The organism is Priestia veravalensis (assembly GCF_001457055.1).
GTDB classification, from domain to species: Bacteria; Bacillota; Bacilli; order Bacillales; family Bacillaceae_H; genus Priestia; species Priestia flexa.
Genome location: NZ_KQ758641.1, coordinates 22,682 through 49,347, shown reverse-complemented (window position 1 = coordinate 49,347; position 26,666 = coordinate 22,682). Strand labels below are relative to the sequence as shown.

Sequence of the window (26,666 nt, the reverse complement as noted above, 5' to 3'; positions counted from 1 at the left end):
TAAAATTATTTGTGTCAAAAAATATTAGAAGTGAGGAATTACATGAATGCGTTAAAACAGCATCGAAAATCGAGTAAACAAAAACTATTGTTTCGGGGCCTTTTAGTCATCATTGGTGGCATTATCGCAGGTTATGGGTTAGAAACAGTATTAATTCCAAATAGCGTATCTGACGGGGGGGTGACGGGACTTAGCATCGTTGGTTCACAGCTCTTTGGAATTCCACTAGGCGTTTTAATCGCCATCATCAATCTTCCCTTCATCTGGTTAGGTTATCAGCAAATTGGAAAAAGCTTCGCTATTTTTTCAACCATCGGTATTGCTTCTTTAGCAGTTAGTACAACTCTTATGCATCACACTCCAGCCATTATTGAAGGAGATACGCTTTTAGTAACCGTTGTAGGTGGTGTAATCCTTGGTTTTGGAATGGGTCTAGCACTGCGTAATGGAGGAGCATTGGACGGTATTGATATGCTTGCTGTACTCCTTTCACGAAAGTCACCGTTTGGAACAAGTGATCTTATTTTATTTCTAAATATGTTTGTATTTATCGTGGTTTCTTTTGTGTTTGGCTTGCAAGGAGCCATTCTTTCTGCCATTGCTTACTTCATCGCTTCAAAGGTTATTCATGTCGTTGAAGTTGGGTTAAGCGGTTCAAAAGCGTTTGAAATCATTACAAATGAGCCTGTTTTAATGGTTAAAACAATTCGTGATCGACTAGGTCGAAGCGCTACATATAAAGAAGTATACGGCGGATATTCTCACGAAAAGTTCAAAGAGATTACGTGTGTTATTAACCGTTTAGAAGAAAGTAAAATGAAGGAAATTATCAGCGAAATCGATCCGGATGCTTTTGTGCGCGTGTATGACGTTGCCGAAGTAAAGGGTGGAAACTTTAGAAAAACCAACATTCATTAAATCATCCTTTTTATTCTGTATAAAATTGTTTTTTTTAGAGCTGAAAGAATTAGTTGGAAAATAATCCAATAAAAACCATATTGACAGATTAGGAAGAAAGATGTAGACTTGAAACAAATTTAATAAGACCTCACTTTTAGTCAAGTGAGGTAGAGGCGCGGTATTTAACAGTCTTTAGCAGAGTTTGAGAGACGTTGAAGCTAGAGAGAAGGAAATATCGCCGAAGTGAGTAAATTGTTCTCAACAATTGCTTGCTGGGTCTGTAGTGAAGAACTGCAGGACTGTCTCAATAAGTTTACCAGCTTATTGAGTTGTGCTATCTCATCTTTTAAAAGAGAGGACTTTAGGGAACGATGAATGAAACGACCTGAGTAAATCTCGGGTCGTTTTTTTATTGTCTTCAAAGCTTAAAAAGATATAAGGGGGAAACAAACTATGAAAAGAAAAGCAGGATTTTTCTTAACATTATTGCTTTCAGCAGTCGTTTTATTAGCAGGCTGTGGTCAAAGCAGTGAGTCAGCATCGGGTTCAGGAGACGCTGATACGTTTACGGTAGGCTTGGAAGCAGGCTATCCACCATTTAACTGGACTCAAAATGACGATTCAAACGGAGCGGTTAAAATTAAGGGCGGCTCACAGTATGCAGGCGGCTATGATGTTGAGATGGCTAAGAAAATTGCTGATGGATTAGGCAAAGAGCTAGTGATTGTAAAAACTGAGTGGGATGGTCTTGTACCAGCCTTAACATCAGGTAAAATTGATGCGATTGTGGCAGGAATGTCACCGACTGCAGAGCGAAAAGAAACAATTGATTTCTCTGATAACTACTATAATTCAAACCTAGTAATGGTTGTGAAAAAAGGTAGTAAGTATGAAGGTGCTACGAAGATTGCAGATTTCAAAGGCGCAAAAATTACGGCTCAATTAAACACGTTTCACTACTCCGTCATTGATCAAATTAAAGGTGTATCAAAAGAAACAGCAATGGATAATTTCCCAGCAATGCGCGTAGCGCTAGAATCAGGAGTTATTGATGGTTATGTATCAGAGCGACCTGAAGCAGTAAGTGCTTCAGCAGCAAATGATAATTTTGCAATGGTTGAATTCAAGGATGGCTTCAAAACATCAGCTGACGATACAGCTGTAGCCGTGGGTCTTAAAAAAGACAGTGAGCTAAAAGAAGAAATCAACAAAATCTTAAAAGGTATTTCAGAAGAAGAACGCACAAGCATTATGGATGCGGCAATCAAAAACCAACCTGCAGCAAAATAATGATGACATAACACCGGCTGTATCTACATACAGTCGGTTTTGTAATGAGGTAAGGGAGGAAGAACGATGAGTTTTGAATGGGTTATTACAATCATCTCAGAAAACTGGCCAATGTTTTTACGCGGAGCTGGGATGACGCTATTAATTGCGCTGACAGGTACCATTATTGGGGCGGTCATTGGGTTAGTTGCTGGTATTATCCGAACTGTTCCAACGCCAACGAGCGGGCTGAAAAAAGCAGGATTGAAGGTAACGAATTTCGTTTTATCTGTATACATTGAATTTTTCCGAGGTACGCCAATGATTGTGCAAGCAATGGTTATTTACTATGGTTCAGCGCTTGCATTTGGCTTTGATATGAACGTGATGTTGGCAGCGGTTATTGTTGTATCAATTAATACAGGAGCATATATGGCTGAAATTGTACGTGGCGGGATTATTTCCGTTGATAAAGGACAGTTTGAGGCAGCCAAAGCCATTGGCATGAATCATTATCAAACAATGATGAACGTTGTTTTACCTCAAGTCATTCGTAATATCTTACCAGCAACGGGTAACCAGTTTGTGATTAACATTAAAGATACGTCGGTATTAAACGTTATTTCCGTTTCCGAGCTATACTTTGTCACGAAATCAGTAGCAGGAAACAACTTTAGATATTTTGAGTCATTCTTTGTTGCTTGTATGATTTACTTTGTCATGACGTTTATAGTATCGCAAATTCTGCGCTACTTTGAGCGTAAATTAGACGGACCCGACAGCTACACGATGATTAAAACGGACCAAAATCGATAATGAAGGGTAAGGAGGTATAAGAAAATGGAACAAGTAATTGATATTCAACATTTAAACAAAGCGTATGGAAGTCATGAAGTATTAAAAGATATTAATTTCTCTGTTAACAAAGGAGAAGTTGTGACCATTATTGGTTCTTCGGGCTCGGGGAAATCAACGCTCCTTCGTTGTATCAATTTATTAGAGCAGCCGAACGGTGGCCAAATTATTTATAACGGGGAAAATGTTCTGGATGATCAGCATAATCTATTTGAGTATCGTAAAAATTTAGGAATGGTCTTTCAACAGTTTAATTTATTTGATAACCATAATGTTTTAAATAACTGTGTGGTAGGACAAGTCAAAGTGTTAAAGCGTTCAAAAGAAGAAGCTGAAAAGGTAGCGTTAGGCTATTTGAAGGTCGTGGGGATGGATCAGTACATCAATGCGAAGCCAAGACAGCTTTCAGGTGGTCAAAAGCAGCGCGTGGCCATTGCTCGCGCTTTGTCCATGCAGCCGGATGTCCTTTTATTTGATGAACCAACATCGGCTTTAGACCCTGAGATGGTGGGAGAAGTATTAAAGGTTATGAAGGAGCTTGCAGAGTCAGGTCTAACAATGCTTATCGTAACGCATGAAATGGAATTTGCTAAAGAGGTATCGGATCGCATTGTCTTTATGGATAAAGGCGTTATTGCAGAAGAGGGTACTCCTGAGCAAATCTTTAATCATCCAACGCACGAACGTACGCGTGAGTTCTTAAAACGTACGTTAAAAGACAAATAAGAAAAAGCCCCTGTGGGCATTTTCTTATTTATATAGCCCTCGAATGTAAACAGATGCGATGTTCCGCGCAATTTCTTCAATGGAGCTTTCGTATTCATGCCGAACGATATCCCAGAGGTACATTTCATTGGTGAAAAACCAGCCTCTTGCCACTAGTTCATGATTTAATTCATCTCTAGCAAGTCCCTTCTCTTGGGCATAAGCGATATCTTGTGAGATGCGCTGAATAAATTTCCTTCGAATATTCTTCCAGCTTTCCGACACGACAGGAGAGATGCCGATTGCTTGTTCGAATACCTGCATCATACTGCGCTCATGCTCAGCCATATGTAAAAAAGCATTCGTTTGCCTGTGGATGATGTTCGTTGCTTCCTCTTTTGTTTGTGGAAAAAAGGAGGTTTCTGCAATCTTATAGAATTCTGCCATGACGCTGTCCATGAGTACGATTAACAGTTCTTCTTTTCCTTTAAAATGAACGTATGCTGTTCCATAGCCAACTTCTGCTTTTTCAATAACTTGTTTAATGGTTGTTTTTTGAAAGCCTTCTTCCATAAATACTTCTTTGGCTGCTTGTAATAGTTTTTGGCGCGTTTTAATCGAACGCAAATGTCGTTTATCTTCTACGTTATGCTCTGTCATGATGTATGCTCCCTTCCATCTTTCTTTAGTTTCTAGCATATAGAAAATCTCATAAAAGGAAAAGAGATAGTTGTTAAAATGTTTATAATTTTCGGAAATATAATATTGACATCATGTCATATTTTTTGATAATCTTTGGTTAAGATAGCGATTACAAATGCTAAAAGGAGGAGGCTGCGATGTTTGATTCAACAAAAGAATGCGCAGGATGAATTAGTGGTTTTTCGAGAAGAATTTCACCTCAAACAAGACGCTATTTATATGGACGGAAACTCGCTAGGTCTTCTATCAAAGCCAGCGGAAACAACGCTGATGGAAGTCATCACAGATTGGAAAGAGAAGGGGATTGATGGTTGGACACAGGGTAAGCATCCTTGGTTTTCACTATCTGAAAAGCTCGGTGAAATGATGGCACCACTTGTAGGAGGCTTTCCTGAAGAGGTTATTGTAACAGGTTCAACAACTGTGAACCTTCATCAACTCATTTCAACGTTTTACGAACCAAGCGGAACACGCACCAAAATTTTAGCGGATGAGCTGACATTTCCATCTGATATCTATGCGCTTCAAAGCCAGCAGCGCCTCTCGAATCACCATGATGAAATGCTGTTTATTGTTATTCACCAAGCAAGCGAGCTGTGGATGAAGCATGGCTAACAGTTTATCGAAACGTTGATCAGTACTGGGATCTTTATGAGTTAGCTGAAAAGCTTGTTGATATTGGTAACCAGCAGCAAACATGGCGTTTTAGCCATATGAGTACCGTTGAACGAATTATCAGCAATAAGCCGGGAACAGGAGGTTCTTCGGGGGTAAACTATTTAAAGCGTGCGCTCGATAAGCACTTCTTCCCGGAATTATGGAGTCTGCGTACTAAGCTATAAGGATAAATAGAAAGGGTGCTAGATAATGAATAAATGGATCGATGTTTCACAGCTGCTCAGCAACAAGGTGGCATGTTGACCAGGTGATACGCCGTTTTCCTACAGAGTGAGCTGGAGTAAAGAGGAGTCTAGCTCAGTAAATGTAGGTGAAATTACAATGAGTGTACATACGGGTACTCATATTGACGCGCCGTTTCATTTTGATAGTGAAGGGAAAAAAGTAAAGGACTTAGACGTGAATCTTTATATTGGAGAAGCAAAAGTTGTGCATCTTCACAATCCTTCCAGTATAAGCGTTGAAGAGCTAAAGAAAATCGACTTAACTGGGGTAACGCGACTGCTTATCAAGACCGGTGCGTGGACAAATCGCGAGACTTTTCCAACGTCTATTCCACCTGTCGATCTAGGAGTAGCCGCTTATCTTTCAAATCAAAGTGTTAGTTTACTCGGTATCGACTTACCTTCAGTGGACTCGCTTGATAGCAAAGAGCTAGCTGCGCACCATGAGCTGGCGGCACATAACGTTCATATTTTAGAAGGACTTGTTCTTAATGCTATTGAGGAAGGAGACTATGAGCTAGCTGCTTTGCCACTTTCACTAACGGAAGCGGACGGAAGTCCAGTACGCGCGGTGTTGAGAAAGAGATAATCCAAAAAAAGCCACTCGCTTAGAGTGGCTTTTATCGTCTATGCAGCTTTTGAAGTTGATTTTTCAACAGACTTTTTGTTTCCAACATAGATCAGTCTTAGGGCAATTAACATCAGTACAATAGCGAGTCCACGCTTCCAATCCAATGAAATTTGTGCACCGCCAAAGAATCCAAAGTGATCAATAATAATACCTGCGCTTAGCTGACCGATAACTGTTGAAATGTTGGCTGCAATGACGCCGATTTGCGGAACGGCTAAAACAGTTAAAAATAAATAGCTAACCCCAAACCAAACCGCACTTAGCTGCCATTTTGGCGCATCTAAAAGAGCTAATACGTCACCTTTGCCAAAGAATAAAATAAGTAAAAATAAAACAAGTGTACCTGTTGCAAAGGTAAGAAACGCGCTTTCATACGTACCGGCTTTTCTGCTGAGCACGCCGTTTACGGAAGATTGAGCGCTAAGTAAAACGCCACCGATAACAGCTGCAATGAGCAAGATAAAACTCATCGTAAAACCTCCTTTAATTAATTAAAAAACGAGTAGTAAAGCAATTGCCATCAACGCAACGGCCATTACTTTTTCTTTTGTAATGGGTGTTTTGCTACTACCTAACCACCCTTTATGCTCAATAACCATGCTCATCGCCATTTGTCCGACAATTACGCTAATCATTGTTAAGCCAACGCCTAGAAGCGGAACGCCAATAACTAAAATCGTTAAATAAATGACGCCAAATACTCCTCCTGTAAGCTGCCATTTTGGTGCTTTTGCCGCGTAGGAAAGCGAACCTTTTCCTAAAAAAGCACAACGATTCCTAAAATAACAGAACCAACCGCGAAGTTATAAAAGCTGCTTTCTAGTTTTCCGACGGATTGACCTAGCACACCGTAAATAGCCCCTTCAATACTGAGGGACATTCCAGCTAACACAGCCACAATATAAATCCAAAATTTCATACTTTCACATCCTTATATCGAGATTTATAGATATGTTAAAGCAAAAAAAAAAGAACTTACAGCTCTTTTTTTATGATTTCAGCAATCTCCGCAATTTTTTTTTCGTTTCTGCGGTAATACGTCCATTTTCCATGTCTTTCTGATTCTAATAATCCAATGCGCTGAAGCATTGATAGATAATGCGAAGTAGTGGATTGTGATAAGTTTGCGCGTTCTTGAATATCTCCCACACAAATACCACCTTTGTCACTAATAGTTTTTGACAGGTGCGCAGTAGGCTTATCAAAATGCTCCATTGGATCTTTTAACCACTTCAACATTTCTAAACGAGTTTCATTGCCCAAAACCTTAAAAATATCTACAAGTTTATTTTCCATGATTCTATATTAATCGATATTTCTCGATATGTAAAGTTTTTAGTTTACCTTTTTTATAAACCGCATATGCCAAGGTAATACAAAGGCAAACACAATAAAAGATAAAATAACTGAAAAATCTACGTTTTGCATCCATGAGTTCATGTTGAGACATCTCTTTACGTAAGGGTATCTCTAGTGTTGCCTAAATAATCTATTTTAAAAGTTAGCCCTGTTCTTCTTTTTTCCACATTTTATAATTATAAAGAACTTGAACATTGAACAAGAAAGATCACGCTAATTAAACCGACAAACCCAAAGTATATGGGAAGAGGCCAATCTGAAAGGTAGTACAGAACTCCGCAAGCAACGATGATGAACGGAATACTTGTAAGCGTACGAATCATTTTTCGGCGATAAGACAGCTTGTAGTAGCTAACTGCAAAGTCTTTATCAACCTTTTCTGTTTTCTTGTATCTCTTAGAGAAAAAGAACGTAATCCCAATAACAACAATCGCAATTAATAAAAAATCAAATCCCATTTGTTACAGTCTCCTTTTTAATTCTTGGTTAATAATAAAAATACTTGATAATAGAATGAGTAATAGTCCTATTCCAATTACAATCACACTTTTCATTTGTGCATCGACTAAATCAAACCCTGTTATAGTGTTAAAAGCATAAATGAGTAAAAGTAAGCCACTTATAAGCGTGAAGATAGAAAAAGTGAGAATCAGCACTCTTTTCTTAATCAGAATACTAATGAAGAATACTAGAAATAAAATCATGATAAAAATAAAGAGATTTCCAAGAATAAAATCCAAAACGATATCCATAGCACAGTATTCCTCCTTAGAGAAAGTAAAATAGTTCCATGTGGAACAACTATCTTCTACGCTTCACCATTTGAGAAATTGTCACAATGAGTAAAGACAGCACGGCAGCTACAAAAACCATGATGCTCAATGCCCCATAACCAAGCCCTTCCCATCCTCCAACTAGTAAGCTAATTATAAACCCTGCTAGGCTAAGTACTGCTACAGCAAGGGGGATTACATATCTCAACGATTCTTTCTTTCGTCCAATAAGATAAGAAAAAATAAGAATCACTAAAGTAGTCATAATGATAAACGTATATGAATTTAGCATAATGTCCTCCTTTTCCGTTAATAAAGCTCTAAGTATGAATAAGGATATTAATTCCAATTTAACATAATATGGGATTTATTAAAAGGGTGTCTTTGTGGATAAACATCATAGAGGTATTTACAAAAATTTCTATCATGTACTATAATGATAAACAACTTTTAATAGATAGAAGGGGTTGTCAAATGAATACAGAAGACCGTCTAAGTGAAATAGAAAGAAAGTTAGATGACTTAAATAATAAGCTAGATCAAAGAAACAATAACTCTAGTTTGCGATTTGTTTTTAGATTTGTGCAGGTTATTTCGATTATTTTAATTCTTTTAGTACTGCTGGGAGTTATTAGCTTTTTTGCAGGGTAAGAGCATGAAAAAGGTTGAGGGGATTCCTCAACCTTTTAGTATGTAAACCGTTTAAAAACACTACTGTACAAACATAGTATGTAATAGGTTAATTGGTCTATCTCTCTCAGTTTGTTTGTAGTATAATTTTACTAGTTGTGTATAAAAAATAGACAGGAGGGGGCGCAGATGAAGTTTTGCACGAACTGTGGAAATTCATTGGGAGGGGAAGATCAATTTTGTAGCGGATGTGGTGCAGTAATTAATCGAAGTAAAAAGATAAGCGAACCTGTACAAAAAAAGCAGAACGCGTCAGCATCGCGTGTAGAAGAAGTGATAGGTACAGGAAAGAACAATAAAAAAATCACTATTGCTGGCCTTATTTTAATTATCGGTGTCATCATTTACATAATGATTCCAAAAAAGCTCACGGAAGCAGAATATGAACAGCTCGCTCTCGATTTATTAGTAAAGGATGTAGCGGTGCAAGAACAGTTTTCTAGTTCAATTGAAAATAGCTCCGTTGATGTCAACATGGAATGGGATTCAGAGTTTAAACAATTAACAAAGCCTGCTGAAAGAGCACAAGGGGAGTTTGAAGACATTTATAAAGAATTAAAGGGCGTAAAGCCACCAGAAATGTTTGAACATGACCATGAACTACTATTAAAAGCGTTTCATACTCACAGCGAGCTGATGATTGGAGCAGGTGAGTATTTTAAAACAGGAAATGAAGAAGAGCTTGAAAAGGTAGACGAATACGAAAACCAAGCAGAAGACTATTTAGATCAAACAGCTTTCTCTTCTGGCATATATAAAGAACGATTAATGAGGCGAATTGAGAAGCTAGGCATCGAATAAGTCAATAAGTTTTATAAAGTAAAGCATCCTCACTTTCTAGATTTTTAGTGAAGATGCTTTTTGTTCATTTTGTCAATGATGTAAAGAATCTTGTCTTGTTTTTTTAACTTTATAGAGAACAACGAGCAAAATAAACCAAAGCGGCGTGACAAACAGTGCAACGCGCGTATCCGGAGCGAGTGTTAATACCACTAAAATAAATGCTAAAAAGACTAAAACTAAATAGTTAGTAAACGGGTAAAGCGGCATTTTGAATGGATTTTCTTTTGCTAAATCAGGGCGATCTTTTTTGTATTTCATATGACAAATAACGATAATCCCCCATATATAAATGAATGATACGGTTGAAATACTCGTGATTAAGGTAAATACACCTTCTGGCATGGTGTAATTTAAGACAACTCCGATTAAAATGACCACAGTTGAGAAAAAGAGTCCGTTTGCGGGAACTTGTCGCTCGTTTATTTTTGCTAAAGAATTTGGTGCATCCTGATCTTTAGCTAGGGAATAAACCATGCGGCTTGTACTAAATACAGCACTATTTCCCGCAGACGCAGCTGATGTTAAGACCACAAAGTTAACAATTGTCGCAGCTGAAATAATTCCGATTGCAGCGAATACTTGAACAAAGGGACTCTGAGATGGATCTACATCATTCCAAGGATAGATGCTCATGATGACGAAAAGAGAACCGATGTAGAAAAGTAAAATTCGAATAGGGATATTATTAATGGCAAGGGGAATATTGTGTTCGGGATTCTCTGTTTCTCCTGCCGTTAATCCTACGAGCTCGATTCCTACAAAAGCAAATACAACCATTTGGAATGAGAGAATAAATCCGTTCAAACCATTTGGAAACATGCCTCCGCGATTCCATAAATTCCCTACGCTAGCAGTTCCGTTTGGTGTCGACGCACCCCTAATAATCATAAAAGTACCTGCAATAATTAAAGCTAATATGGCAATGATTTTAATTAATGCAAACCAAAACTCCATCTCACCGAATAGCTTGACCGTTGCTAGGTTCATCATGAGTAAAATGACAAGCGCAATGAGACCTGGTATCCATTGCGGTACGGACGGAAACCAATACTGAGTGTAAAGCCCAATAGCTGTTAAGTCAGCCATAGCGATACAGACCCAGCAGAACCAATAGGTCCAACCCGTAATAAACCCAAGCATGTCTCCTAAATAATCACGAACAAAATCGACAAAAGAATGATAATCAAGGTTGGTTAAGAGTAATTCACCCAGCGAGCGCATAATTAAGAACCCAATTAGTCCTGTAATCATATAAGCAAACAAAATGGACGGTCCCGCTAAGTTAATGGACTTTCCTGATCCGAGAAATAGCCCTGTACCAATAGCACCTCCAATAGCAATTAATTGGACATGTCTATTTTTTAAACCTCTTGCTAATTTTTGTTCCTGCATAAGTATTCCTTCTTTCATTTCTTTCTAGTTGGTGTGACGTAGTAAATTAGTAACTGAATATGGCTCATTATGTATCGTACGTTGAAAAGATAAATTAAAAATGACACTATATGATGTAGGATTAGCATCTTAAAGATTTTTTATTGGTAAACGGTCTAGACAGTAAAAAAGAACCTTTTCACCATGGGAGATGTGAAAAGGTCGCTGAGTTAATCCTGCATAATAACGCCATCGCTCATACGAATCACACGATTTGCATAGATAAGCATTTCTTCATCATGCGTAACGATAAGCGTTGTTATCTTCAGTGAATTTGTTAACTTTTGTAAAAGAGCCATGATGTCTTTTGAACGCTTTGAATCAAGGCTTGCTGTTGGCTCATCAGCAAACAGTATTTTTGGTTGATGAATGATGGCTCGAGCGATTGCGACGCGTTGTTTTTCTCCTCCTGATAAAGAGGGAGGGTATGCGTTCTTTCGATGTTCCATTTGTACAAGTTTTAAGATATGCTGTACTTCTTGCTTCTTTTCACGTTTTGACATCGATACTTCCGCTATATCTAACATTAAGAGAAGCTGTTCTTCAACCGTCAAAAATGGCACAAGGTGAGCAAATTGAAACACAAACCCAAACTTGATTGCACGCAATTTCCGCATTTGCTCAGGGTTCATGGTTACTAAGTCTTTTTCTTCAAATATAATGTGTCCACTTGATGCGGACTGCAGTCCAGCTGCAATTGTAAGGAGCGTACTTTTTCCAGAACCTGATGCACCAACAAGAGCAGTGATTTCACCTTCTTTTAATGAAAGGTCAATTCCTTTTAAAATATCTTCCCTTCGTTCTCCGTTAGTAAACGATTTCTTTACATGTTCTATTGTAAAAGTCGTCATTTTACATCTCTCCTTGTTGAATTGCTTTTAAAGGTTCAATCTTTTTAATTTGAATACCCGATAGCGTCGAGCCGGTAAAGCCGATAACGAGAAACACACCAGCAAGTTGAAGAGTAGTTAGAACAGGTAAGCTAAAAGGCATTCCTTCAGGTGCTATTAGGTTGAATAGCTGACTACATGCAATGGACAATAGAATAGAAGCAGCGGTTATAATCAGCATTTGCGTCCACATGATTGTAAACAATCTGCTCGTTTTCATCCCAATTGCTTTTAGAATTCCGTACAGTCCAATTTTTTGAACGTTCATCATATAAAAGAAAATGGCAAACAGCATACAGCTAATGACAATTAAAAACCAAATGATCATATTCAATGACATTTGTTCAGCATTGTAGCTTGGGATGGTAGCTAAAAACTCTTTGTTTGAAAAAGATTGAAGTCCATTAACAAACGGAGCTTCATCTATGTTCGGCAAGAAAATCAGCTGCAGGTCTTCTGTGGCAAACATTCCTTGGTAGTCCACCTCATTAATATAAGCAACGGGTGTATGACTATATTTGGCTTCATCGACAAAGCCTTTCACCACAAACGTTCCATCATACTGGTCATGAGTAAGCGTGTCCCCAACTTTGATTCCTTCTTTTTTCAAGGAGGAGTCTAGGATAACTTCACCTTTATTTAGATTCGGAAAGAGCTTTGAATCCGTTGATGTGACAAAGGAAACGCTACGTTGTTTATCTCGTTCATCATTCACAAAACCCATTCCAATTGAAAAAGCGACAGCGTCTTTATACTCGTTTAGAACACTCTCTTGAACAGAACGGTCAATTGACGAGAGGTTATACGTTTCTTCTGCTTCTTTCGTCATGTAGAACTGTCCGTCAGGCAAGTTTTTAATGAGTGCTGCATTATCCTTTGACAGACCGTTTGCAAGGCCAGAAATAATAAAGGTTAAAAAGCTTACAAGAAAGATAATGGAGCCTAGTATAAGGAATTTTGCTTTGTTTTTTTTGATTTCTTTCCATGCGATGTTCATCAAAATCTCCTCCAATTTGATTTCGTACTTTTAGTGTATAAGTTGTTTGTGAATGGACGATGAACGGCAGGTTACAAATGAAAAAAGCCCCATCCATCAGGATGTAGCTTTAGGAAATAGGAAGTTTAATTTGAAATAATGTGCCTTCACCTTTTTGACTGTCTACCTTAATTTCGCCGTTATGAAGCTTTATGATTGTTGAAACGATTGAAAGACCAAGTCCCGTTCCTTCGACCGTTTGTGAACGAGCGGTATCAGCACGGTAAAAGCGATCAAAGATACGCTTTTGCTGTGAAGTACTTAGACCGATTCCTGTATCCTGGAACGAGACTACTAAATAGTCATGCGCAACTTTTATTGAAACATCAATCGTTCCACCAGGCTTATTGTATTTCATCGCATTGGTTAACAGGTTATCCCAGACGGTGCTCAGCAGTGAGGGATCTCCCGTGATTGTAATATCTGGAAGGGAGTAGGTAATCATCAAGTCCCGTTCCCTAATTGCCCACTGGTGCGTTTTAATTAGGTTCTCAATCTGTTTTCCGACATGAAAACGCTGTGCCTTCATCATGTCTTCGTTTCGATCAAGAGAAGCGAGAAGTAACAGCTGTTTGGTTAAAATTGATAATCGATTAATCTCACTGTTAATGACAGAAATATATTGAACTTTTTCCTCGCTTGTTAGACTGTCTTGTTCTAAAAGGCCGGTATATCCTTTAATAGTAGACAGCGGAGATTGAATGTCATGAGAGATGTTCGAAATAAATTCTTTTCGCATATCATCTAGCTGTTCTAACTTTTGAGCCATTTGCAAAAAGCTTTTTGACAGTTCACCAAGCTCATCGTTTCGCTTCGTTTGAAGCTTAGGATGGAAATTTCCAGCAGCTAATGCTTTTGTTGCTGCCGTTAGGCTCGAAATGGGCTTTACCAAATAGTTCGTGCTAAATAAGACAAGAACGATGCTAAGTAAAATAGTGAGCGCAAGTAGCCATGCTAGCAATAGGTGCATTTCATTGAACAAAAGCTTGATGTCTGGTCGTAAAAAGAGGGCATATGACTTGCTGTTATGCGTAATTGGAACACCGATTGTATTAGTAAGCTCATTTGCAAAAAATCCGGTTACAAACGTTTGCTTGGGGAACTGGCGCATTCCATGATAGATCTCACCGTTTAAAACCTGTGCTTTGACTTCATTTTTTAATGCTGTATCTCGAAATGCTGCTCCAAAAAAACGTTCGGTGTCACCAGCGTCAACGAGATAAATTTGATACCCTACTTCAGCGATATTCTCAAGGTAATCACTCAATTGAATGTGTGGGTTTTCATTGATAAATTCAGCGATATCAAGAGCAATTTCCGTATTCTTTGCGTCGTTTGAAGGCTTTAATTTTTGCTGATAGTACAGGTTCGAACCTAAAAAAGCCAACACGCTGCTAAGGAGCATGATACTAGCGGTAATGATAACAAATTTGCTATAAAGAGACTTCATCGTTTCGTCTCCAATGAGTAGCCAACTCCGCGAACCGTTTTAATATGAAAGTCTTCTGTTAGGTTTGTAAAACGCTCGCGCAGCCGTTTAACATGAACGTCTACCGTTCTTGCATCACCTTCATAGTCAAGGCCCCATATGTGTTCAATCAGGTTTTCTCTGGAAAAAACACGCATGGAATTAGAAGCGAGAAAGGCCAGTAGCTCAAATTCTCTCAGCGGTAGAAGAAGCGTTTTCGTTCCAACTTTGACTTCGTAGCTTCTTTTATTAATGATCGTTTGGCCCAGCTTAATAACAGACGCATCATCTTCTTTTGCATATCTTCTTAAAAGTGCTTGAACGCGAAACAGCAGCTCTTTTGGTTCAAAAGGCTTTACAAGATAATCATCTGTTCCGGCGGCAAAGCCTTCTTCTTTATCTTCAATTTGGCTCTTTGCAGTGAGCAAAATAACGGGAAGGTCATATAAGCGACGAATCTCTTTTGTCAGAGTGTAGCCATCTATAAAAGGCATCATTACATCAACGACGGCTAGAGCAATGTCTTCTTCCTGTAGTCTTTCGAGCGCTTCGCTTCCGTGCTTTGCTTGTATTACATCATAGCCAGCTTGTGATAGGTGAATAGTTACAAGCTGGAGAATATGTAAATCATCATCGACAAGTAGAATCTTTTTCATATAAGCTCCTCGTTTTCTTTAAGAAATCTTTTCTTTTAAACATACCGCTGGTGAAAAGAATTTTCAAATGATGAAAAAAGCCATAACCTAAATTGTTATGACCCAAATCATGAGAGCTGCTATGTTAATAGGGAGGCTGAATGTTAAAAAGAGAAGAAAATACCTTTTTGGCTCATCGCTAAATTTCTCTTAATACACGACTCCATATTGACGAGATGCACAACTATGACATGTTTGTTCATCAAATCGATGCTCTTGACTCACTAAGTCTTTACAAAATTGACATCTTGCATATTCGCTTTTTCGTTTTTCGATAGTTTGAATCAAAAGCTTAGTTATTTTTTCGCAGAGTTGAACATGTGATAAAAGTTCGACTTCTTTCCAATAGAGAATATGAATTTGGTGGATAACTGGCTCAGAAGCAGGAATTGGCCCATCCCATTGTACAGTTTCATATCCGAATGATAAACCTTCGTTCATGGTACGCATATAGACCTGAGGTTGATCAGCAAATTCTTTTAGTGTTAAGTAAAAAGTTTGTTTTTTTATAATAGCATTGTTTTTTGATAACGGTGTATTGTTACATAGTGAAGAAACCCATTCTTTCACTTTTATTATCATGTTACTTTATCTCCTTCTCATTCTGCTTTACCTTATTATACAAAGGAAATATGGGATAGTTAATCTTTTTGTAAAAAGCTAAATAGTTGTATTCTGCAATGAAATTCATTACCATGACACATAGAAATTGATGAGAGAAGAAAGGTGGATATGTCATGAGCAACGAAGCAAAAAAACAAGAAATTCTAGATGCGTTTCATTTCCGTCACGCAACGAAAGAGTTTGATCCAACAAAGAAAGTGTCAGAAGCGGATTTCCGTTTTATTATGGAAACTGGACGCTTATCTCCAAGTTCATTAGGTTATGAGGCATGGAAGTTTTTGGTGATTGAGAACGAAGACTTAAAACGTCGCTTGAAAGAAGTTTCATGGGGAGCGCAAGGACAACTGCCAACAGCAAGTCATTTTGTTATCATTCTAGCGCGTACAGACGCACGCTATGATTCAGAGTACGCAATGAATCATCAAAAAACAGTTAAAGAAATGCCAGAAGATGTGTTAGAGTCTGTTTTACCAAGATTCAGAGCGTTCCAAGAAGAAGATGCTCGCTTATTTGAAAGCGACCGTGCACTGTTTGACTGGGCAAGTAAGCAAACGTATATCGCACTTGGTAATATGATGACAGCAGCAGCGCAAATCGGCGTTGATTCTTGTCCAATTGAAGGCTTTAATTATGAAAAAACGCATGAGCTTTTAAAAGAAGAAGGACTTCTTGAGGATGGTCAATACGATATCTCTGTTATGGTTGCATTTGGTTATCGCGTTGAAGATCCAAAGCGTGAAAAAACAAGAAGAGACTTTGACGAAGTAGTGCAGTGGATAAAGTAAAAGAAATAAATCATAGTAAAAAGCAGTTTCTATTATAAGATGCTGCTTTTTTGTATGAATATATGTTAAAATATAGAAAAACAGAGGGTGATGGATCATTAAAAGATTAACAAATATTCAAAGGCTATCTATTATTTCTTCTTTCATACTTGTTGTAGGAGCATCACTTGTGTTTTCAGAGTCATATTTTAATAATAAAGAGCTGAATACGTTAACGAACTCGTGTTTTAATAGCGGTGGAATGCCCGCTGTTGAGGTGGGAACACTCAATAAAGTTCTTTCGTTTGAATGCAAATAATACATAGGAGTTTTGATTATGGATTTCTTAATTTGGTTGTCATTTTTAGGAGCAGCTCTATTGCTTACGATTATGCCAGGGCCAGATAACCTATTTGTGCTTGCTCAAAGTATCTCTAATGGGAAAAATGCGGGTATTGCCACGGCATTTGGTTTATGTACAGGTCTGATTGTTCATATTTTAGCTACTGTTTTAGGCGTAAGCGCACTTTTATATCAATCATCTTTAGCATTTTCTATCATTAAATATGCGGGAGCTGCGTATTTACTGTACTTAGCTTATAAAGCATTTACAGCAAAAAGCTCTCCTTTAGAAGTACAGAAGACTCAACAAGTGAGTTATGATGCACTCTACAAAAAAGGAATTATCATGAATATTTTAAACCCGAAGGTATCCTTGTTTTTTCTAGCATTTTTACCGCAGTTTGTTACTGCTAGCGGTGGAAACGCAGCGTTTCAAATGCTGGTATATGGCATCACATTTCTAGTTCAGGCGCTCTTTGTCTTTACGGTAATCAGTTTATTTGCAGGTAAAGTGGGAACCGTCTTACGTAAACGACCAGCAATTTCACAAAAAATAAACTTGATTGAAGGCTCTTTGTTTACACTGATTGGGTTGAGAATTGCCCTGGGTGAGAAGTGAGAGGAAAAGTAAGTGTTTAAAGAGCGTGATACGTTTAACTGCACGCATTTTGGAAGAACAAGATGTACGCTTTATCATAATTTAATATCATAAAAAAACAAGGTGAATTTTCACCTTGTTTTTTTATGATACGTGCATATTTGTTTGAAACTCGTCTGAAAGCATGCGGTACGCGAGTACTTTCTTTTTGGATTTCTTCACCACATCTACATGATCGCTGTAGCCGTATATAAGCAGTTCAAAGGTATGTTTGCCGTTTACACTGTGAATAATAATGGGAGTTTTGTTTCGCTCAAGGTTAAGGTAGTGAGTACGATTCCCATCGTGTACATAGTATTGATCTAGAAACGTCGCTTTGTTAAAGGCTTCAATAATTTGTGCTTTTTCTTCACCTTCAATGGTGCTTCCATTTCTTTTCACAATAGCTGAATCAATGGATAAGGTAGGGTGTAGCTTGAACTTACCGTGAAGCCATTCTACGACTGTGTTAGGTAGGCACGTAATTAAAAGTTTAAGAGCACTGACAACAACAATAACAATAACTGTCCAGAACATCTTAGGTCATCTCCAATAATTAAAAATAAGAATGCATTCTTTATTTTAACACGGAATAAATGTACAAGTTTGGTCTATTATGTGACGGTTTTTATCAGAAAATATTTTTTATTTATTTCGAAAGGCTAATTATTTTACAAAATAAGAAAATGAGAGTAAGGTAATAGACATTGCATTAATAAAAGTAGATAACTTTAAGTAAGTAGTTATATAAAAATAACAATAAAAGGAGAGATTTAACATGCAAACAACAAATGACTTTAATAAAATTTTAAAAGAGCGTCGCTCAATTAAACGTTACGATCCAACTGTAAAAATCAGCCGTGAGGAAATGGAAGAAATTCTAACCGTGGCAACAACTGCACCATCTTCAGTTAACATGCAGCCATGGCGCTTTTTAGTAATCGAAAGCGATGAAGCAAAAGCGCAGCTTGCAGAACTAGCTAAGTTCAATAGTACTCAAGTTGAAACATCTGCAGCCATTATTGCTGTATTTGGAGATGTTCAAAACGTTGAATACTTCGATGAAATTTATGATAAAGCAGTAGAAGTAGGCTATATGCCACAAGACGTAAAAGACAATATTAAACAAGCATTTTCTTCATACTTTGAAACAATTTCAAACGAAGATATGAAGGATGTTGTCTTAATTGATGGTGGTCTTGTATCTATGCAAATTATGCTAGCAGCACGCGCGTATGGCTATGATACAAACCCAATTGGTGGCTATGAAAAAGAAAAAGTAACAGAAGTATTTGGAATGGACAAAGAGCGCCACGTACCAGTTATGCTTATTTCAATCGGTAAAGCAGTAGATGAAGGTCATCCATCAGTTCGCTTACCAATCAATCGCGTAGCTGAGTGGAAGTAATAATGAAAAGCCTGAGGTAATTTTCAGGCTTTTTTAGTGTGAAAAGTTCTTATGCCTCTACCAGTTTTGTCAGTGCTTAGCAGCTTCATCAATTGAAGCAAATTTAGCGATTGCTTTCTCCATTTGCTCTCTACTTGATGTAAGTGCTTTTTCAGAAGTGTTTGTCGCGTTTAAAATGGTGTGTACAAAAGACGTTATTTCTTCTACTTTACTGTGAACTTCTTTTGTTGATTCGTTTGCTCGGGTAGCTAAGTTTCGCACTTCTTTTGCAACTACATCAAAGCCTTTTCCATGTTCACCAGCATGAGCTGCTTGACCCAAAGTACCTCTCCATTTAAGTCAAATTCAATCATCGCTAAAGATTTCTCTAACGCACCGAGTACTGAATCTTGGTTTAACACCTGTGTGCTAGCACTTTTGTTTATCATTACTATTTGCTCCTTTTAAACAAACTCTCTTTATTATTTCGACTATTTTTACCCAAAATCAAGCTATTTGAAATAAAATTATTTGAAGTGAATAGAAATAGGTTTGAAAGAATGGGAAAGTAGGTATTAATGTATGGGGCAAACAAAAAGGAGTCTTAACATGACAGATCATTTTTATGACGAGCTGTTAAATATACAAACAAGTGGAAATCAACAAGGTTTTTACGATTCACTGCACTATCATCGCTATGAGCCTACACCATACAAAGGCCTTGATGAGCTATTTGCGAAGGTATCGCTGAGCTCTTCGGATCGAGTTGTCGACTTTGGGTGTGGAAAAGGGCGATTAAATTTTTACCTGCATTACCGCTATCAAGCATCTGTAGTTGGGATTGAAATGAATGAAGAATTATACAAAGAAGCGCTTCTCAATAAGCGAAGTTATTTAAAGAAATATCACCATCGCCGAGCTGAATTGTCCTTTCACTGCTGCTTAGCAGAAGAGTATGAAATTGATATTCGAGATACTGTCTTTTATTTTTTTAATCCGTTTTCCATTCAAATTTTTATGAAAGTCGTTGGGAATATCTTAGATTCAGTAGGAAAAGCATATCGACCCGTAACAATTATTCTTTACTATAGCTCAGAGGACTATACTGATTTCTTAACGCGCCGCACGCCTTTTCAGCTAAAGGAAGAAATCGAGATTCAAGGTTTATCGCAACGAAATTCACTCGAAAGATTTTTAGTGTACGAGCTGAAGTATTAAGAGATGAACAGGTAAGGTGTAAAAGAATATCACTAAAAAACAGACAATTTTGTAGAGATATGTTACTATATACTGTGGCAATACACCAATCCCCCTTATTACCTAAAGAACGTAATGCTAAAAAGCATGCCCACGAAAGAAGCAAGAACAAACTTTTCACCATACAACCAGTTCCATAAATTCCAAGTCAACAAACCGTCCTGCATAAGTAGATCGCAGGTAGGTCTTGGTTGCTTAGTGTTACATGAGGAATATTAGCTAAGTAAAAATGATGTAGCTTAAGTACGTCTTAACGCAATCTTTAAGGGTTAGTTATTATTGCTTCATAAAAAAATATTGTTTTCTATTTGGTTTTGCATATTGTTTGTGTTCTCCAATTGAAGTAAAGCCCTCTGCGAATTTATCAAAGATGGGAGTTTTTAATTTCAAATGAAAAAAGTTTCAACAGTTTTTTATGTTTCTATTGCCATCATGGCATTATTAGTTATTTTTGGTGTGAGTGCACCCAAAACGCTTGAGAGCGTGACGGGAGCAATCCAAGGTTTTATTACAGATTCATTTGGTTGGTATTATTTAATTGTGGTGTCTTTGTTTGTATTAGTTTGTTTGTATTTATTAGTAAGTCCGATTGGTCGAATTAAACTCGGGAAACAGGAGGACAAGCCTGAGTTTTCACGCTCAACCTGGCTTGCCATGCTTTTTAGTGCAGGAATGGGAATCGGTCTTGTGTTTTGGGGCACAGCTGAGCCTATTAGCCATTATGCGATCAGCTCTCCAACAGGAGAAGTAGGGACAGACCAAGGTCTGCAAGACGCAATGCGCTTTACGTTCTTCCACTGGGGAATTCATGCTTGGGCTATCTATGGTATTGTTGCGATGTGTCTAGCATACTTTACGTTCCGAAAAGGAGAGCGTGCATTAATCAGCGCAACACTAAAGCCAATTTTAGGGAAATATGCAGATGGCGTACTTGGTAAAATTATTGACGTTATTGCAGTTATTGCCACTGTAATTGGTGTAGCCACAACGCTTGGGTTTGGTGCGGTTCAAATTAACGGTGGTTTGTCTTATCTTTTTGATGTGCCATCGAATATTGTGACGCAATTCATTATTATTCTTGTTGTAACAGTGTTATTTATTGTCTCAGCCTTAACGGGATTAGGAAAAGGAATTAAGATTTTAAGTAATGCAAACATGATTTTAGCCTTTGCTTTATTTGCGTTAATGTTTATATTAGGCCCAACGCTATTTACGCTAAATATCTTTACAGATACGATTGGGAAGTATTTGCAAACATTAGTGAACATGAGCTTCCGTATTGCACCATTAAATGAAGAAGACCGTCAGTGGATTAACGGCTGGACAATTTTCTATTGGGCTTGGTGGATTGCATGGTCACCGTTTGTTGGAATCTTTATCGCACGCGTATCAAAAGGTCGTACAATTCGTGAGTTCGTTATTTTTGTGTTAATGATACCTTCTCTAATTGGTTTCCTTTGGTTCTCTGTATTCGGAGGATCTGCGTTAACGTTAGAGCGTGATGGTATTGCACAACTTTCAAAGCTGGCAACAGAAGAGTCTCTGTTTGGCGTTTTTGCAAATTATCCGCTAGCAACTCTTATGTCAATCTTAGCGATTATTCTTGTTGCTATATTCTTTATTACATCAGCAGATTCAGGTACGTTTGTGCTTGGAATGATGACAACAAATGGTTCACAAAACCCTGCAAACAGCGTTAAGTTGGTTTGGGGAATTACGCTAACAGTTATTGCGCTAGTGCTTTTATACTCTGGCGGACTTCAAGCGTTACAAAATACCATGATTATAGCAGCGCTACCGTTCTCTGTCGTAATGGCATTAATGACAGCTAGTTTATTAAAAGATTTAAACAAAGAAGCAAAAGCGCTTGGTATTGGTCAAATCAAAAAGAAAAAAACATCATAACTAGTAAAAAAGCATAGTGAATGATTATCACTATGCTTTTTTTAAAATTGTCAGGTTGATAGATTAATTAGGGAAAAGGTTGCGATTCAGCAATTGACATGCAAATGAAATTTTTCTTCCGGAGATTTCTGTTAAAATAATAGGAAGAGATCATTGAAAATGTTGAATTTCTATACATAGATGGAGGAATAGATGAATGACAATTGAAAGGCATTTAATTCAAAAGGAGTACTATGAAACCTTGCTTTCAGAAGAAAATTTATCTAATCCAATTATGGCGTTAGGTGAAGCGCTTTTGGAAGAACAAAAGCAAGAGGTTTATGAACTATCATTTATTCGTTTTTCACAAGGGGAAATTTATTTCCATAACAAAGACTTTGAAGCAGCTATTTATAAGTGGGAAAACGTAAATGGAGAGCTTGAGCTTTGGGCAAAGAAAAATATCGGAGATGCTTATTATGAGCTGGGACTGCTATCAATTGCCGAGGAGATGTATACCGCTATAGACTCGGAATCTAGCACGCTCACAGCGGAAGTTGGCTTAAAGCTATTTTCATTATATAAAGAACAGCAAAATTCCGAGCGCTCCTATGAAGTGATTAAGAACCTTGTATCATTTCAGCCTAGCTACCCGAACGTTACGCTGTTAGCAAGAGAGTTTTACGAAGAGCAGAGCGACTGGAAAAGTGCCGTAGAGCTAGCTGTGGACGAAGCGATTCGCACTGAGTCATTAAAGTGGTTTGATACATTAAAGAAATATGTAGATAAAGGCTATACAAAATCATTCGCACCTGATTATTTTTATCAGGTACTTATTACCTTCTATAAAGTTGATCAGCTACACTTTAAGCAGCTTGTCTGTGCACTTTGGAAGAGTTACGTTGGTCAAGATTCACACTTAGCGTGGGTTAAAACCATTAATAATATCTTTTTAAATGTAGAAGTAGGTCTATATGAATACTGGCAAGAAATCTCTCGCTTATATGAAGAGACGTACGTAGAGCTCATTAACGGTCAGTATACAATGCGTGACCTTCACGATGTTGTGCCACACTTGCTTGCTAACTGGCTAAAAGTTACGAGCCAAGCCCGCTCGTTATTTCCTTCAGCAGCTATTTTGGCATGGAATGAGCAGTTTACATCTTCGATTGCTTCACCTGCCTTACAAGAAGCAGAGCGTCTCATTTTTGAGTCATCAAGTGATATAGATGGCTTAACGTATTTTCTTGAGCTTGGTGAAAATATTACAAAATGGGGAAGGCACCATGGGCTTGAAGTTGGCTATAAGTTTAACTGGTTAGCTAGTTCATTTGCAGATTTAAAAACGAAATATGTTATGGTAGCGGGTGCGATGCAAAGCGATAAAGCCTCAATTGTTAATGCTGTATTAAACGAGCATATAGCAGGTGGAAATAACGTACCAATCCTAGTCTTCCATGATGAAGAATTTAAAGTGAATCAACGTTCGTCAAAAGAAATGAATACGAGTACAGAATGGCATTCTTTTAGTAAATTAAAAGAAGTAAGCGAAGCTGATACGTGCTTAGAAGTTCGAGTGCCAAATCGTTTTTTACAAGATCAACACTACGGTCTCATTGATATTCCAGGCTTTCACGGACAAATGGATGAAGCTGAGTATATGTTTGAGTATCTTCCTATTGCAGACGGACTACTATTTGTACTTGATGCAAATCAGCCGTTTACAGAAAAAGAGCGAAATATGTTGCTGCTTGTGAAGAAGCAAGCGCCAGAGCTTCCTATTCACTTCGTTTTAAATAAAGTGAATGCGCTAGAAGATGAGCGGGAAATGGAACGTTTTATCGAAGAAACGTCAGCTTATATTCAGGCTGATTTTCCAGAAGCGAGCATTTTACCATATGCTTCGGTATATGAGCTGGATGAGAGAGGTAGCATAGCTCGATTTATGAAAGAAAACTTCCACTTCACTAGTCTACAAAATAACCGTGAACGTCGCATTAGCAGTTTATTAACGTTTATTCGCAAAACGCTTTCGGATTTATTAAAACAGCGTGCGGAGCAAGAGAGTGGATACGTACAAGCTATTCATTGGAATGAAGATATGCTTGTGCGTGTGAATGGCTTTATTAATACGCTAGAGGATAAAGAAAGCGAAGCGGTTCATGAGCTTGTAAACGTGTATCAAGGTATTAAAGATCAAATGAAGCAAGCGTTAACGAAAAATCTTCCTAAGCTTCTGCGTGAATGTTCTAGCATGCTAAATGAAGAGAGTGATTTCCGTCGAATCCACCTGGAATTAAACAAAAAGATGAACGAGAAAATTCAAGAGTATATTGAAAAAGACCTTTTACCAGAATTTCGAGCGTCCCTGCATGACTGGATGAAACAGTGCAACGACCACTTTACTGACATGCAATCTTATATTGAAGATATGGGCAATAGCTTTAATGAAATGTATGAAAAAGAGCGTTTTATGCTCCAGTGTGATTTTAAAGTACTGGATGATTGGAAACGTGATATTAACCGAATGACAACGCGCATGCAGTTAGAAGAAGAAAACATCTTTTTACGCGTGAATCCAGCGCAAATTCTTTTAAAAAGCGCAGGAAAGATTTTTGGCTCGTTCTCGCAAAATAAAACGATGCTTTATAATCAATATAAAAAATATATTGAAAATGAAGAGTATGAAGATGTTACGGCATCTGTGCTAAATAAGTTCTTTCTACAATTTGATTTGTTTGAGAAGTCTCTAGAAGTGGATATTCATCTCTTTTTTGAGCCACCTATTCAAGAGCTGCACGGAGCAGTTGAAGAGTCTCATGAAACAATTGAGCGCAGTAAGAATGCACTTAATGAGATGAAGGAAAGCCTGACGGTATATAGTGATCCACTTTCTGTATTCCAATTACGCCTTCGCCAATATGAAATTATGCTACAAGCAGAAGAAAGCGTGACGTATGAAGAAATTAAGTCTACAAGTGTTGATCACTCTGAGTCATATTCATAACAAAAAGGCAGGGAAACCTGTCTTTTTATTATGCAGTTCATAGTATTGTAAAAAAGTAAAAAAATAGTGATAGGAAAGGTGCGGAGTAGAAGAGTTATCCACAACAAGTTTTTAATGAAAGTGCATACAAAATAAGGATATTAACAGAGTTATACACATTATCAACAATAATTCTGAAAATTCCTATAAAATATTCACATTGTTATACCAGGTCATAACGATTGTTAAATACAGTTATTAACGACTTATACACATTATCCACATACATGTTAGTAAGTTATGTGTATATCTTTTATTGTTTAGAAAGAGAGTTGAGCTAAGGAATTCCTTCTTACTGACCTAACTATTTATTATTGTTAAAAAATAACTGCATAACAAAAGAGTTTGGGACATAACAAAATGATTGCTTCTAAAAGACGAACACTAGCTGTTCCCATCTCTTTGATTTGTCTCAACACATTCGTTCCATTGCGCTACGGCCACTCGCTTTCCGCGGGGAGGAACCTGAGCTTCCTCGCTGCGCTGCGGGATCTCCGTTTTCCCTCTCTTTCCCGCAGGAGTCGAGTGTCCTACGCTCCATTCCACCCTGTTTCCAACATTGTTTTCACAATCAACCAAAAAAACCTGAACGATTAAAAGTTATGAACTCTCAATCGTTCAGGTACAGTAGAGGCTGAACTACTTATGTTTCAGTCTCTTTCCTAAGAGATTAATGTCTAGATTGCTTTTTAGTATAGCCGCCAGCTTGGTCTGCTAACTTAAATTCATGAGAATACGTTACTTCTTGTGCGCTTCTTAGTGTACTTTTCGTTTTTTCATGACGCTTTTTATCAGCCATTAAAATCCCTCCAAGTAGTTCATTTCTGTACTAAGTTTCACCAAGTTTGGCGTTTTTTAAACCAATAGGCAAACATAAAAAAAGAGCTATCCATGGAGATGGATTTGCTCTCTACGCTTCTTTTAACTGGTGGTCTTCATGAACTTCTTGCTCGTGACGCATGTAGTAAAGAGTATATAAATCCTTAGGGATTTCATATAAATCGTATACTTCTTCTTTTCGATTGATTTCATCGTATAAGCTTTTTCGCGTTTCGTTAGCAAGGACTGCATAAGGTAGCTTTTCAGCTGCTTTCAGTGAACGGACATTGACTTTTCGGATTCGCATAAATACGCGCTCAATCTCTAGTTCGAAAAAGAGTTCGTTAAAGAATGCTTCTTTGGCGAGCTGATTATATCCTTTGCCGTGATAAGGTTTGCCTAACCAAGTACCCAAAAAGCCAGCTTGGTCTTCAATATCAAATAAGTTAATCGTGCCGATTGGGTTACCCCATTCATCAAGAATTGTACGCGAGATGACTTCCCCGTGCTCTTCTGCTTCCATTGTTTGCTTCGTCACGAACAAAAACTCTTCTTGAGAATACGCTTTATGACGAACAAAAGGGAAGACATCTGGATGCATCATTAGGTCATAAAGAGATTGACAGTCTTGTAGGTCACGTTTTTTTAACATAACTTTTCCCTCCCGAATGAGGGCATACAAAGGACCTTCAAGTCCCCACCCTCGAAATTTTTTAGTAGTAAAAAAAATTTCGGGGTGGGAATCGAACCCACTAGA

General features: G+C 37.8%; 30 protein-coding genes, 4 pseudogenes and 1 riboswitch. Of the genes and pseudogenes, 15 read left to right on the top strand and 19 right to left on the bottom strand.

Annotation, left to right across the window (positions count from 1 at the left end; translation table 11 throughout):
• Positions 1–42: 42 nt before the first annotated feature.
• The 4 genes from AS180_RS08605 to AS180_RS08590 all read left to right on the top strand — a co-directional run bounded on the left by AS180_RS08605 (position 43) and on the right by AS180_RS08590 (position 3,750).
• Positions 43–918, top strand: a complete 876-nt coding sequence (locus tag AS180_RS08605) for a YitT family protein (protein ID WP_061786685.1) — start codon at positions 43–45, stop codon at positions 916–918.
• Positions 919–1,060: 142 nt separating this feature from the next.
• Positions 1,061–1,245: riboswitch (Lysine riboswitch) on the top strand.
• Positions 1,246–1,353: 108 nt separating this feature from the next.
• Positions 1,354–2,190, top strand: a complete 837-nt coding sequence (locus AS180_RS08600; RefSeq protein ID WP_061786686.1) for a transporter substrate-binding domain-containing protein — start codon at positions 1,354–1,356, stop codon at positions 2,188–2,190.
• Positions 2,191–2,256: 66 nt separating this feature from the next.
• Positions 2,257–2,985: an amino acid ABC transporter permease gene (locus AS180_RS08595; RefSeq protein WP_025909871.1), complete on the top strand. Its 729-nt coding sequence runs from the start codon at positions 2,257–2,259 to the stop codon at positions 2,983–2,985.
• 24 nt (positions 2,986–3,009) lie between these two features.
• Entirely contained in the window at positions 3,010–3,750 is a 741-nt protein-coding gene (locus tag AS180_RS08590) for an amino acid ABC transporter ATP-binding protein (protein ID WP_025909872.1), read from the top strand.
• A 24-nt stretch (positions 3,751–3,774) separates the two neighbouring features.
• On the opposite strand, the gene AS180_RS08585 is transcribed toward AS180_RS08590, so the two are convergent.
• Positions 3,775–4,389, bottom strand: a complete 615-nt coding sequence (locus AS180_RS08585; RefSeq protein ID WP_062686698.1) for a TetR/AcrR family transcriptional regulator — start codon at positions 4,387–4,389, stop codon at positions 3,775–3,777.
• A gap of 174 nt (positions 4,390–4,563) precedes the next feature.
• On the opposite strand from AS180_RS08585, the pseudogene AS180_RS08580 reads away from it, so the two are divergent.
• The 3 pseudogenes from AS180_RS08580 to kynB all read left to right on the top strand — a co-directional run.
• A pseudogene (locus tag AS180_RS08580) lies at positions 4,564–4,974 on the top strand (kynureninase); the annotation flags it as partial.
• Positions 4,975–5,027: 53 nt separating this feature from the next.
• Positions 5,028–5,273, top strand: a pseudogene (locus AS180_RS08575) (tryptophan 2,3-dioxygenase family protein); the annotation flags it as partial.
• A 25-nt stretch (positions 5,274–5,298) separates the two neighbouring features.
• Positions 5,299–5,922, top strand: a pseudogene (kynB, locus tag AS180_RS08570) (arylformamidase).
• A 38-nt stretch (positions 5,923–5,960) separates the two neighbouring features.
• Here the strand turns inward: kynB and AS180_RS08565 are convergent.
• The 6 genes and pseudogenes from AS180_RS08565 to AS180_RS08540 all read right to left on the bottom strand — a co-directional run bounded on the left by AS180_RS08565 (position 5,961) and on the right by AS180_RS08540 (position 8,388).
• A complete protein-coding gene (locus tag AS180_RS08565; protein ID WP_062686686.1) occupies positions 5,961–6,434 on the bottom strand; it encodes a DMT family transporter in 474 nt (157 codons plus the stop codon).
• Between the two features lie 21 nt (positions 6,435–6,455).
• Positions 6,456–6,883: pseudogene (locus AS180_RS08560) on the bottom strand (DMT family transporter).
• A gap of 56 nt (positions 6,884–6,939) precedes the next feature.
• Complete coding sequence (locus AS180_RS08555; RefSeq protein ID WP_025909875.1) at positions 6,940–7,260, bottom strand: ArsR/SmtB family transcription factor; 321 nt, start codon at positions 7,258–7,260, stop codon at positions 6,940–6,942.
• A 239-nt stretch (positions 7,261–7,499) separates the two neighbouring features.
• Complete coding sequence (locus AS180_RS08550) at positions 7,500–7,781, bottom strand: cytochrome c oxidase subunit II (RefSeq protein ID WP_062686685.1); 282 nt, start codon at positions 7,779–7,781, stop codon at positions 7,500–7,502.
• A gap of 3 nt (positions 7,782–7,784) precedes the next feature.
• The gene (locus AS180_RS08545; protein ID WP_062686684.1) at positions 7,785–8,075 is read right to left on the bottom strand and encodes a hypothetical protein; all 291 of its coding nucleotides are present in this window, start codon (positions 8,073–8,075) and stop codon (positions 7,785–7,787) included.
• Between the two features lie 49 nt (positions 8,076–8,124).
• Positions 8,125–8,388, bottom strand: a complete 264-nt coding sequence (locus AS180_RS08540; protein ID WP_025909877.1) for a YesK family protein — start codon at positions 8,386–8,388, stop codon at positions 8,125–8,127.
• Between the two features lie 182 nt (positions 8,389–8,570).
• Between AS180_RS08540 and AS180_RS22445 the strand changes: the two genes are divergently transcribed.
• The gene (locus tag AS180_RS22445) at positions 8,571–8,747 is read left to right on the top strand and encodes a hypothetical protein (protein ID WP_156413464.1); all 177 of its coding nucleotides are present in this window, start codon (positions 8,571–8,573) and stop codon (positions 8,745–8,747) included.
• Positions 8,748–8,915: 168 nt separating this feature from the next.
• Entirely contained in the window at positions 8,916–9,587 is a 672-nt protein-coding gene (locus AS180_RS08535) for a zinc-ribbon domain-containing protein (RefSeq protein WP_025909878.1), read from the top strand.
• A gap of 72 nt (positions 9,588–9,659) precedes the next feature.
• Here AS180_RS08535 and AS180_RS08530 read toward each other — a convergent pair whose 3' ends face one another.
• The 6 genes from AS180_RS08530 to AS180_RS08505 all read right to left on the bottom strand — a co-directional run bounded on the left by AS180_RS08530 (position 9,660) and on the right by AS180_RS08505 (position 15,731).
• Positions 9,660–11,021: an amino acid permease gene (locus AS180_RS08530; RefSeq protein ID WP_062686683.1), complete on the bottom strand. Its 1,362-nt coding sequence runs from the start codon at positions 11,019–11,021 to the stop codon at positions 9,660–9,662.
• A 209-nt stretch (positions 11,022–11,230) separates the two neighbouring features.
• Positions 11,231–11,911: an ABC transporter ATP-binding protein gene (locus AS180_RS08525; RefSeq protein WP_025909880.1), complete on the bottom strand. Its 681-nt coding sequence runs from the start codon at positions 11,909–11,911 to the stop codon at positions 11,231–11,233.
• Position 11,912: 1 nt separating this feature from the next.
• Positions 11,913–12,947, bottom strand: coding sequence for an ABC transporter permease (locus AS180_RS08520; RefSeq protein WP_025909881.1), 1,035 nt, complete (start codon positions 12,945–12,947; stop codon positions 11,913–11,915).
• Between the two features lie 109 nt (positions 12,948–13,056).
• Positions 13,057–14,436, bottom strand: a complete 1,380-nt coding sequence (locus tag AS180_RS08515; RefSeq protein WP_062686682.1) for a sensor histidine kinase — start codon at positions 14,434–14,436, stop codon at positions 13,057–13,059.
• Positions 14,433–15,110, bottom strand: a complete 678-nt coding sequence (locus AS180_RS08510; protein WP_025909883.1) for a response regulator transcription factor — start codon at positions 15,108–15,110, stop codon at positions 14,433–14,435. Before AS180_RS08510 ends, AS180_RS08515 begins: the two co-directional genes overlap by 4 nt.
• A 189-nt stretch (positions 15,111–15,299) precedes the next feature.
• Positions 15,300–15,731 carry a hypothetical protein gene (locus tag AS180_RS08505; RefSeq protein WP_062686681.1) on the bottom strand — a complete coding sequence of 144 codons (432 nt, stop codon included), beginning with the start codon at positions 15,729–15,731 and terminating at the stop codon, positions 15,300–15,302.
• Between the two features lie 155 nt (positions 15,732–15,886).
• Here AS180_RS08505 and AS180_RS08500 point away from each other — a divergent pair, with 155 nt between their 5' ends.
• Positions 15,887–16,558 carry an NAD(P)H-dependent oxidoreductase gene (locus AS180_RS08500; protein ID WP_025909885.1) on the top strand — a complete coding sequence of 224 codons (672 nt, stop codon included), beginning with the start codon at positions 15,887–15,889 and terminating at the stop codon, positions 16,556–16,558.
• Positions 16,559–16,874: 316 nt separating this feature from the next.
• Positions 16,875–17,498, top strand: coding sequence for a LysE family translocator (locus AS180_RS08495; RefSeq protein WP_062686680.1), 624 nt, complete (start codon positions 16,875–16,877; stop codon positions 17,496–17,498).
• Between the two features lie 123 nt (positions 17,499–17,621).
• Here AS180_RS08495 and AS180_RS08490 read toward each other — a convergent pair whose 3' ends face one another.
• Positions 17,622–18,053 carry a YfmQ family protein gene (locus AS180_RS08490; RefSeq protein WP_025909887.1) on the bottom strand — a complete coding sequence of 144 codons (432 nt, stop codon included), beginning with the start codon at positions 18,051–18,053 and terminating at the stop codon, positions 17,622–17,624.
• Between the two features lie 241 nt (positions 18,054–18,294).
• Here AS180_RS08490 and AS180_RS08485 point away from each other — a divergent pair, with 241 nt between their 5' ends.
• Positions 18,295–18,924 (top strand): nitroreductase family protein, encoded by a 630-nt coding sequence (locus tag AS180_RS08485; protein WP_062686679.1) that lies wholly within the window; start codon positions 18,295–18,297, stop codon positions 18,922–18,924.
• A gap of 69 nt (positions 18,925–18,993) precedes the next feature.
• Here the strand turns inward: AS180_RS08485 and AS180_RS08480 are convergent, their stop codons facing one another.
• Together AS180_RS08480 and AS180_RS22435 are read right to left on the bottom strand one after the other, a co-directional pair.
• Positions 18,994–19,245 carry a methyl-accepting chemotaxis protein gene (locus AS180_RS08480; RefSeq protein ID WP_062686678.1) on the bottom strand — a complete coding sequence of 84 codons (252 nt, stop codon included), beginning with the start codon at positions 19,243–19,245 and terminating at the stop codon, positions 18,994–18,996.
• Complete coding sequence (locus tag AS180_RS22435; protein WP_153301207.1) at positions 19,197–19,352, bottom strand: hypothetical protein; 156 nt, start codon at positions 19,350–19,352, stop codon at positions 19,197–19,199. Before AS180_RS22435 ends, AS180_RS08480 begins: the two co-directional genes overlap by 49 nt.
• 160 nt (positions 19,353–19,512) lie before the next feature.
• On the opposite strand from AS180_RS22435, the gene AS180_RS08475 reads away from it, so the two are divergent.
• From AS180_RS08475 to AS180_RS08465, 3 genes are all read left to right on the top strand, one after another.
• Entirely contained in the window at positions 19,513–20,121 is a 609-nt protein-coding gene (locus AS180_RS08475) for a methyltransferase (protein ID WP_062686677.1), read from the top strand.
• A gap of 429 nt (positions 20,122–20,550) precedes the next feature.
• Complete coding sequence (locus AS180_RS08470) at positions 20,551–22,065, top strand: glycine betaine uptake BCCT transporter (RefSeq protein WP_062686676.1); 1,515 nt, start codon at positions 20,551–20,553, stop codon at positions 22,063–22,065.
• A gap of 196 nt (positions 22,066–22,261) precedes the next feature.
• Positions 22,262–25,051: a dynamin family protein gene (locus AS180_RS08465; RefSeq protein ID WP_062686675.1), complete on the top strand. Its 2,790-nt coding sequence runs from the start codon at positions 22,262–22,264 to the stop codon at positions 25,049–25,051.
• 423 nt (positions 25,052–25,474) lie between these two features.
• On the opposite strand, the gene AS180_RS22430 is transcribed toward AS180_RS08465, so the two are convergent.
• From AS180_RS22430 to AS180_RS08460, 3 genes are all read right to left on the bottom strand, one after another.
• Positions 25,475–25,636, bottom strand: a complete 162-nt coding sequence (locus tag AS180_RS22430; RefSeq protein ID WP_156413463.1) for a hypothetical protein — start codon at positions 25,634–25,636, stop codon at positions 25,475–25,477.
• Positions 25,637–25,760: 124 nt separating this feature from the next.
• Positions 25,761–25,889 (bottom strand): YfhE family protein, encoded by a 129-nt coding sequence (locus AS180_RS21615; protein ID WP_076512909.1) that lies wholly within the window; start codon positions 25,887–25,889, stop codon positions 25,761–25,763.
• Positions 25,890–26,000: 111 nt separating this feature from the next.
• Complete coding sequence (locus AS180_RS08460) at positions 26,001–26,561, bottom strand: GNAT family N-acetyltransferase (RefSeq protein ID WP_025909523.1); 561 nt, start codon at positions 26,559–26,561, stop codon at positions 26,001–26,003.
• Positions 26,562–26,666: the final 105 nt, after the last annotated feature.

Bases quoted from the DNA above. Each gene is read 5' to 3' on its own strand.
- AS180_RS08605 (WP_061786685.1), top strand. From the start codon at position 43: ATGAATGCGTTAAAACAGCATCGAAAATCGAGTAAACAAAAACTATTG.
- AS180_RS08600 (WP_061786686.1), top strand. From the start codon at position 1,354: ATGAAAAGAAAAGCAGGATTTTTCTTAACATTATTGCTTTCAGCAGTC.
- AS180_RS08595 (WP_025909871.1), top strand. From the start codon at position 2,257: ATGAGTTTTGAATGGGTTATTACAATCATCTCAGAAAACTGGCCAATG.
- AS180_RS08590 (WP_025909872.1), top strand. From the start codon at position 3,010: ATGGAACAAGTAATTGATATTCAACATTTAAACAAAGCGTATGGAAGT.
- AS180_RS08585 (WP_062686698.1), bottom strand. From the start codon at position 4,389: ATGACAGAGCATAACGTAGAAGATAAACGACATTTGCGTTCGATTAAA.
- AS180_RS08565 (WP_062686686.1), bottom strand. From the start codon at position 6,434: ATGAGTTTTATCTTGCTCATTGCAGCTGTTATCGGTGGCGTTTTACTT.
- AS180_RS08555 (WP_025909875.1), bottom strand. From the start codon at position 7,260: ATGGAAAATAAACTTGTAGATATTTTTAAGGTTTTGGGCAATGAAACT.
- AS180_RS08550 (WP_062686685.1), bottom strand. From the start codon at position 7,781: ATGGGATTTGATTTTTTATTAATTGCGATTGTTGTTATTGGGATTACG.
- AS180_RS08545 (WP_062686684.1), bottom strand. From the start codon at position 8,075: ATGGATATCGTTTTGGATTTTATTCTTGGAAATCTCTTTATTTTTATC.
- AS180_RS08540 (WP_025909877.1), bottom strand. From the start codon at position 8,388: ATGCTAAATTCATATACGTTTATCATTATGACTACTTTAGTGATTCTT.
- AS180_RS22445 (WP_156413464.1), top strand. From the start codon at position 8,571: ATGAATACAGAAGACCGTCTAAGTGAAATAGAAAGAAAGTTAGATGAC.
- AS180_RS08535 (WP_025909878.1), top strand. From the start codon at position 8,916: ATGAAGTTTTGCACGAACTGTGGAAATTCATTGGGAGGGGAAGATCAA.
- AS180_RS08530 (WP_062686683.1), bottom strand. From the start codon at position 11,021: ATGCAGGAACAAAAATTAGCAAGAGGTTTAAAAAATAGACATGTCCAA.
- AS180_RS08525 (WP_025909880.1), bottom strand. From the start codon at position 11,911: ATGACGACTTTTACAATAGAACATGTAAAGAAATCGTTTACTAACGGA.
- AS180_RS08520 (WP_025909881.1), bottom strand. From the start codon at position 12,947: ATGAACATCGCATGGAAAGAAATCAAAAAAAACAAAGCAAAATTCCTT.
- AS180_RS08515 (WP_062686682.1), bottom strand. From the start codon at position 14,436: ATGAAGTCTCTTTATAGCAAATTTGTTATCATTACCGCTAGTATCATG.
- AS180_RS08510 (WP_025909883.1), bottom strand. From the start codon at position 15,110: ATGAAAAAGATTCTACTTGTCGATGATGATTTACATATTCTCCAGCTT.
- AS180_RS08505 (WP_062686681.1), bottom strand. From the start codon at position 15,731: ATGATAATAAAAGTGAAAGAATGGGTTTCTTCACTATGTAACAATACA.
- AS180_RS08500 (WP_025909885.1), top strand. From the start codon at position 15,887: ATGAGCAACGAAGCAAAAAAACAAGAAATTCTAGATGCGTTTCATTTC.
- AS180_RS08495 (WP_062686680.1), top strand. From the start codon at position 16,875: ATGGATTTCTTAATTTGGTTGTCATTTTTAGGAGCAGCTCTATTGCTT.
- AS180_RS08490 (WP_025909887.1), bottom strand. From the start codon at position 18,053: ATGTTCTGGACAGTTATTGTTATTGTTGTTGTCAGTGCTCTTAAACTT.
- AS180_RS08485 (WP_062686679.1), top strand. From the start codon at position 18,295: ATGCAAACAACAAATGACTTTAATAAAATTTTAAAAGAGCGTCGCTCA.
- AS180_RS22435 (WP_153301207.1), bottom strand. From the start codon at position 19,352: ATGATAAACAAAAGTGCTAGCACACAGGTGTTAAACCAAGATTCAGTA.
- AS180_RS08475 (WP_062686677.1), top strand. From the start codon at position 19,513: ATGACAGATCATTTTTATGACGAGCTGTTAAATATACAAACAAGTGGA.
- AS180_RS08470 (WP_062686676.1), top strand. From the start codon at position 20,551: ATGAAAAAAGTTTCAACAGTTTTTTATGTTTCTATTGCCATCATGGCA.
- AS180_RS08465 (WP_062686675.1), top strand. From the start codon at position 22,262: ATGACAATTGAAAGGCATTTAATTCAAAAGGAGTACTATGAAACCTTG.
- AS180_RS21615 (WP_076512909.1), bottom strand. From the start codon at position 25,889: ATGGCTGATAAAAAGCGTCATGAAAAAACGAAAAGTACACTAAGAAGC.
- AS180_RS08460 (WP_025909523.1), bottom strand. From the start codon at position 26,561: ATGTTAAAAAAACGTGACCTACAAGACTGTCAATCTCTTTATGACCTA.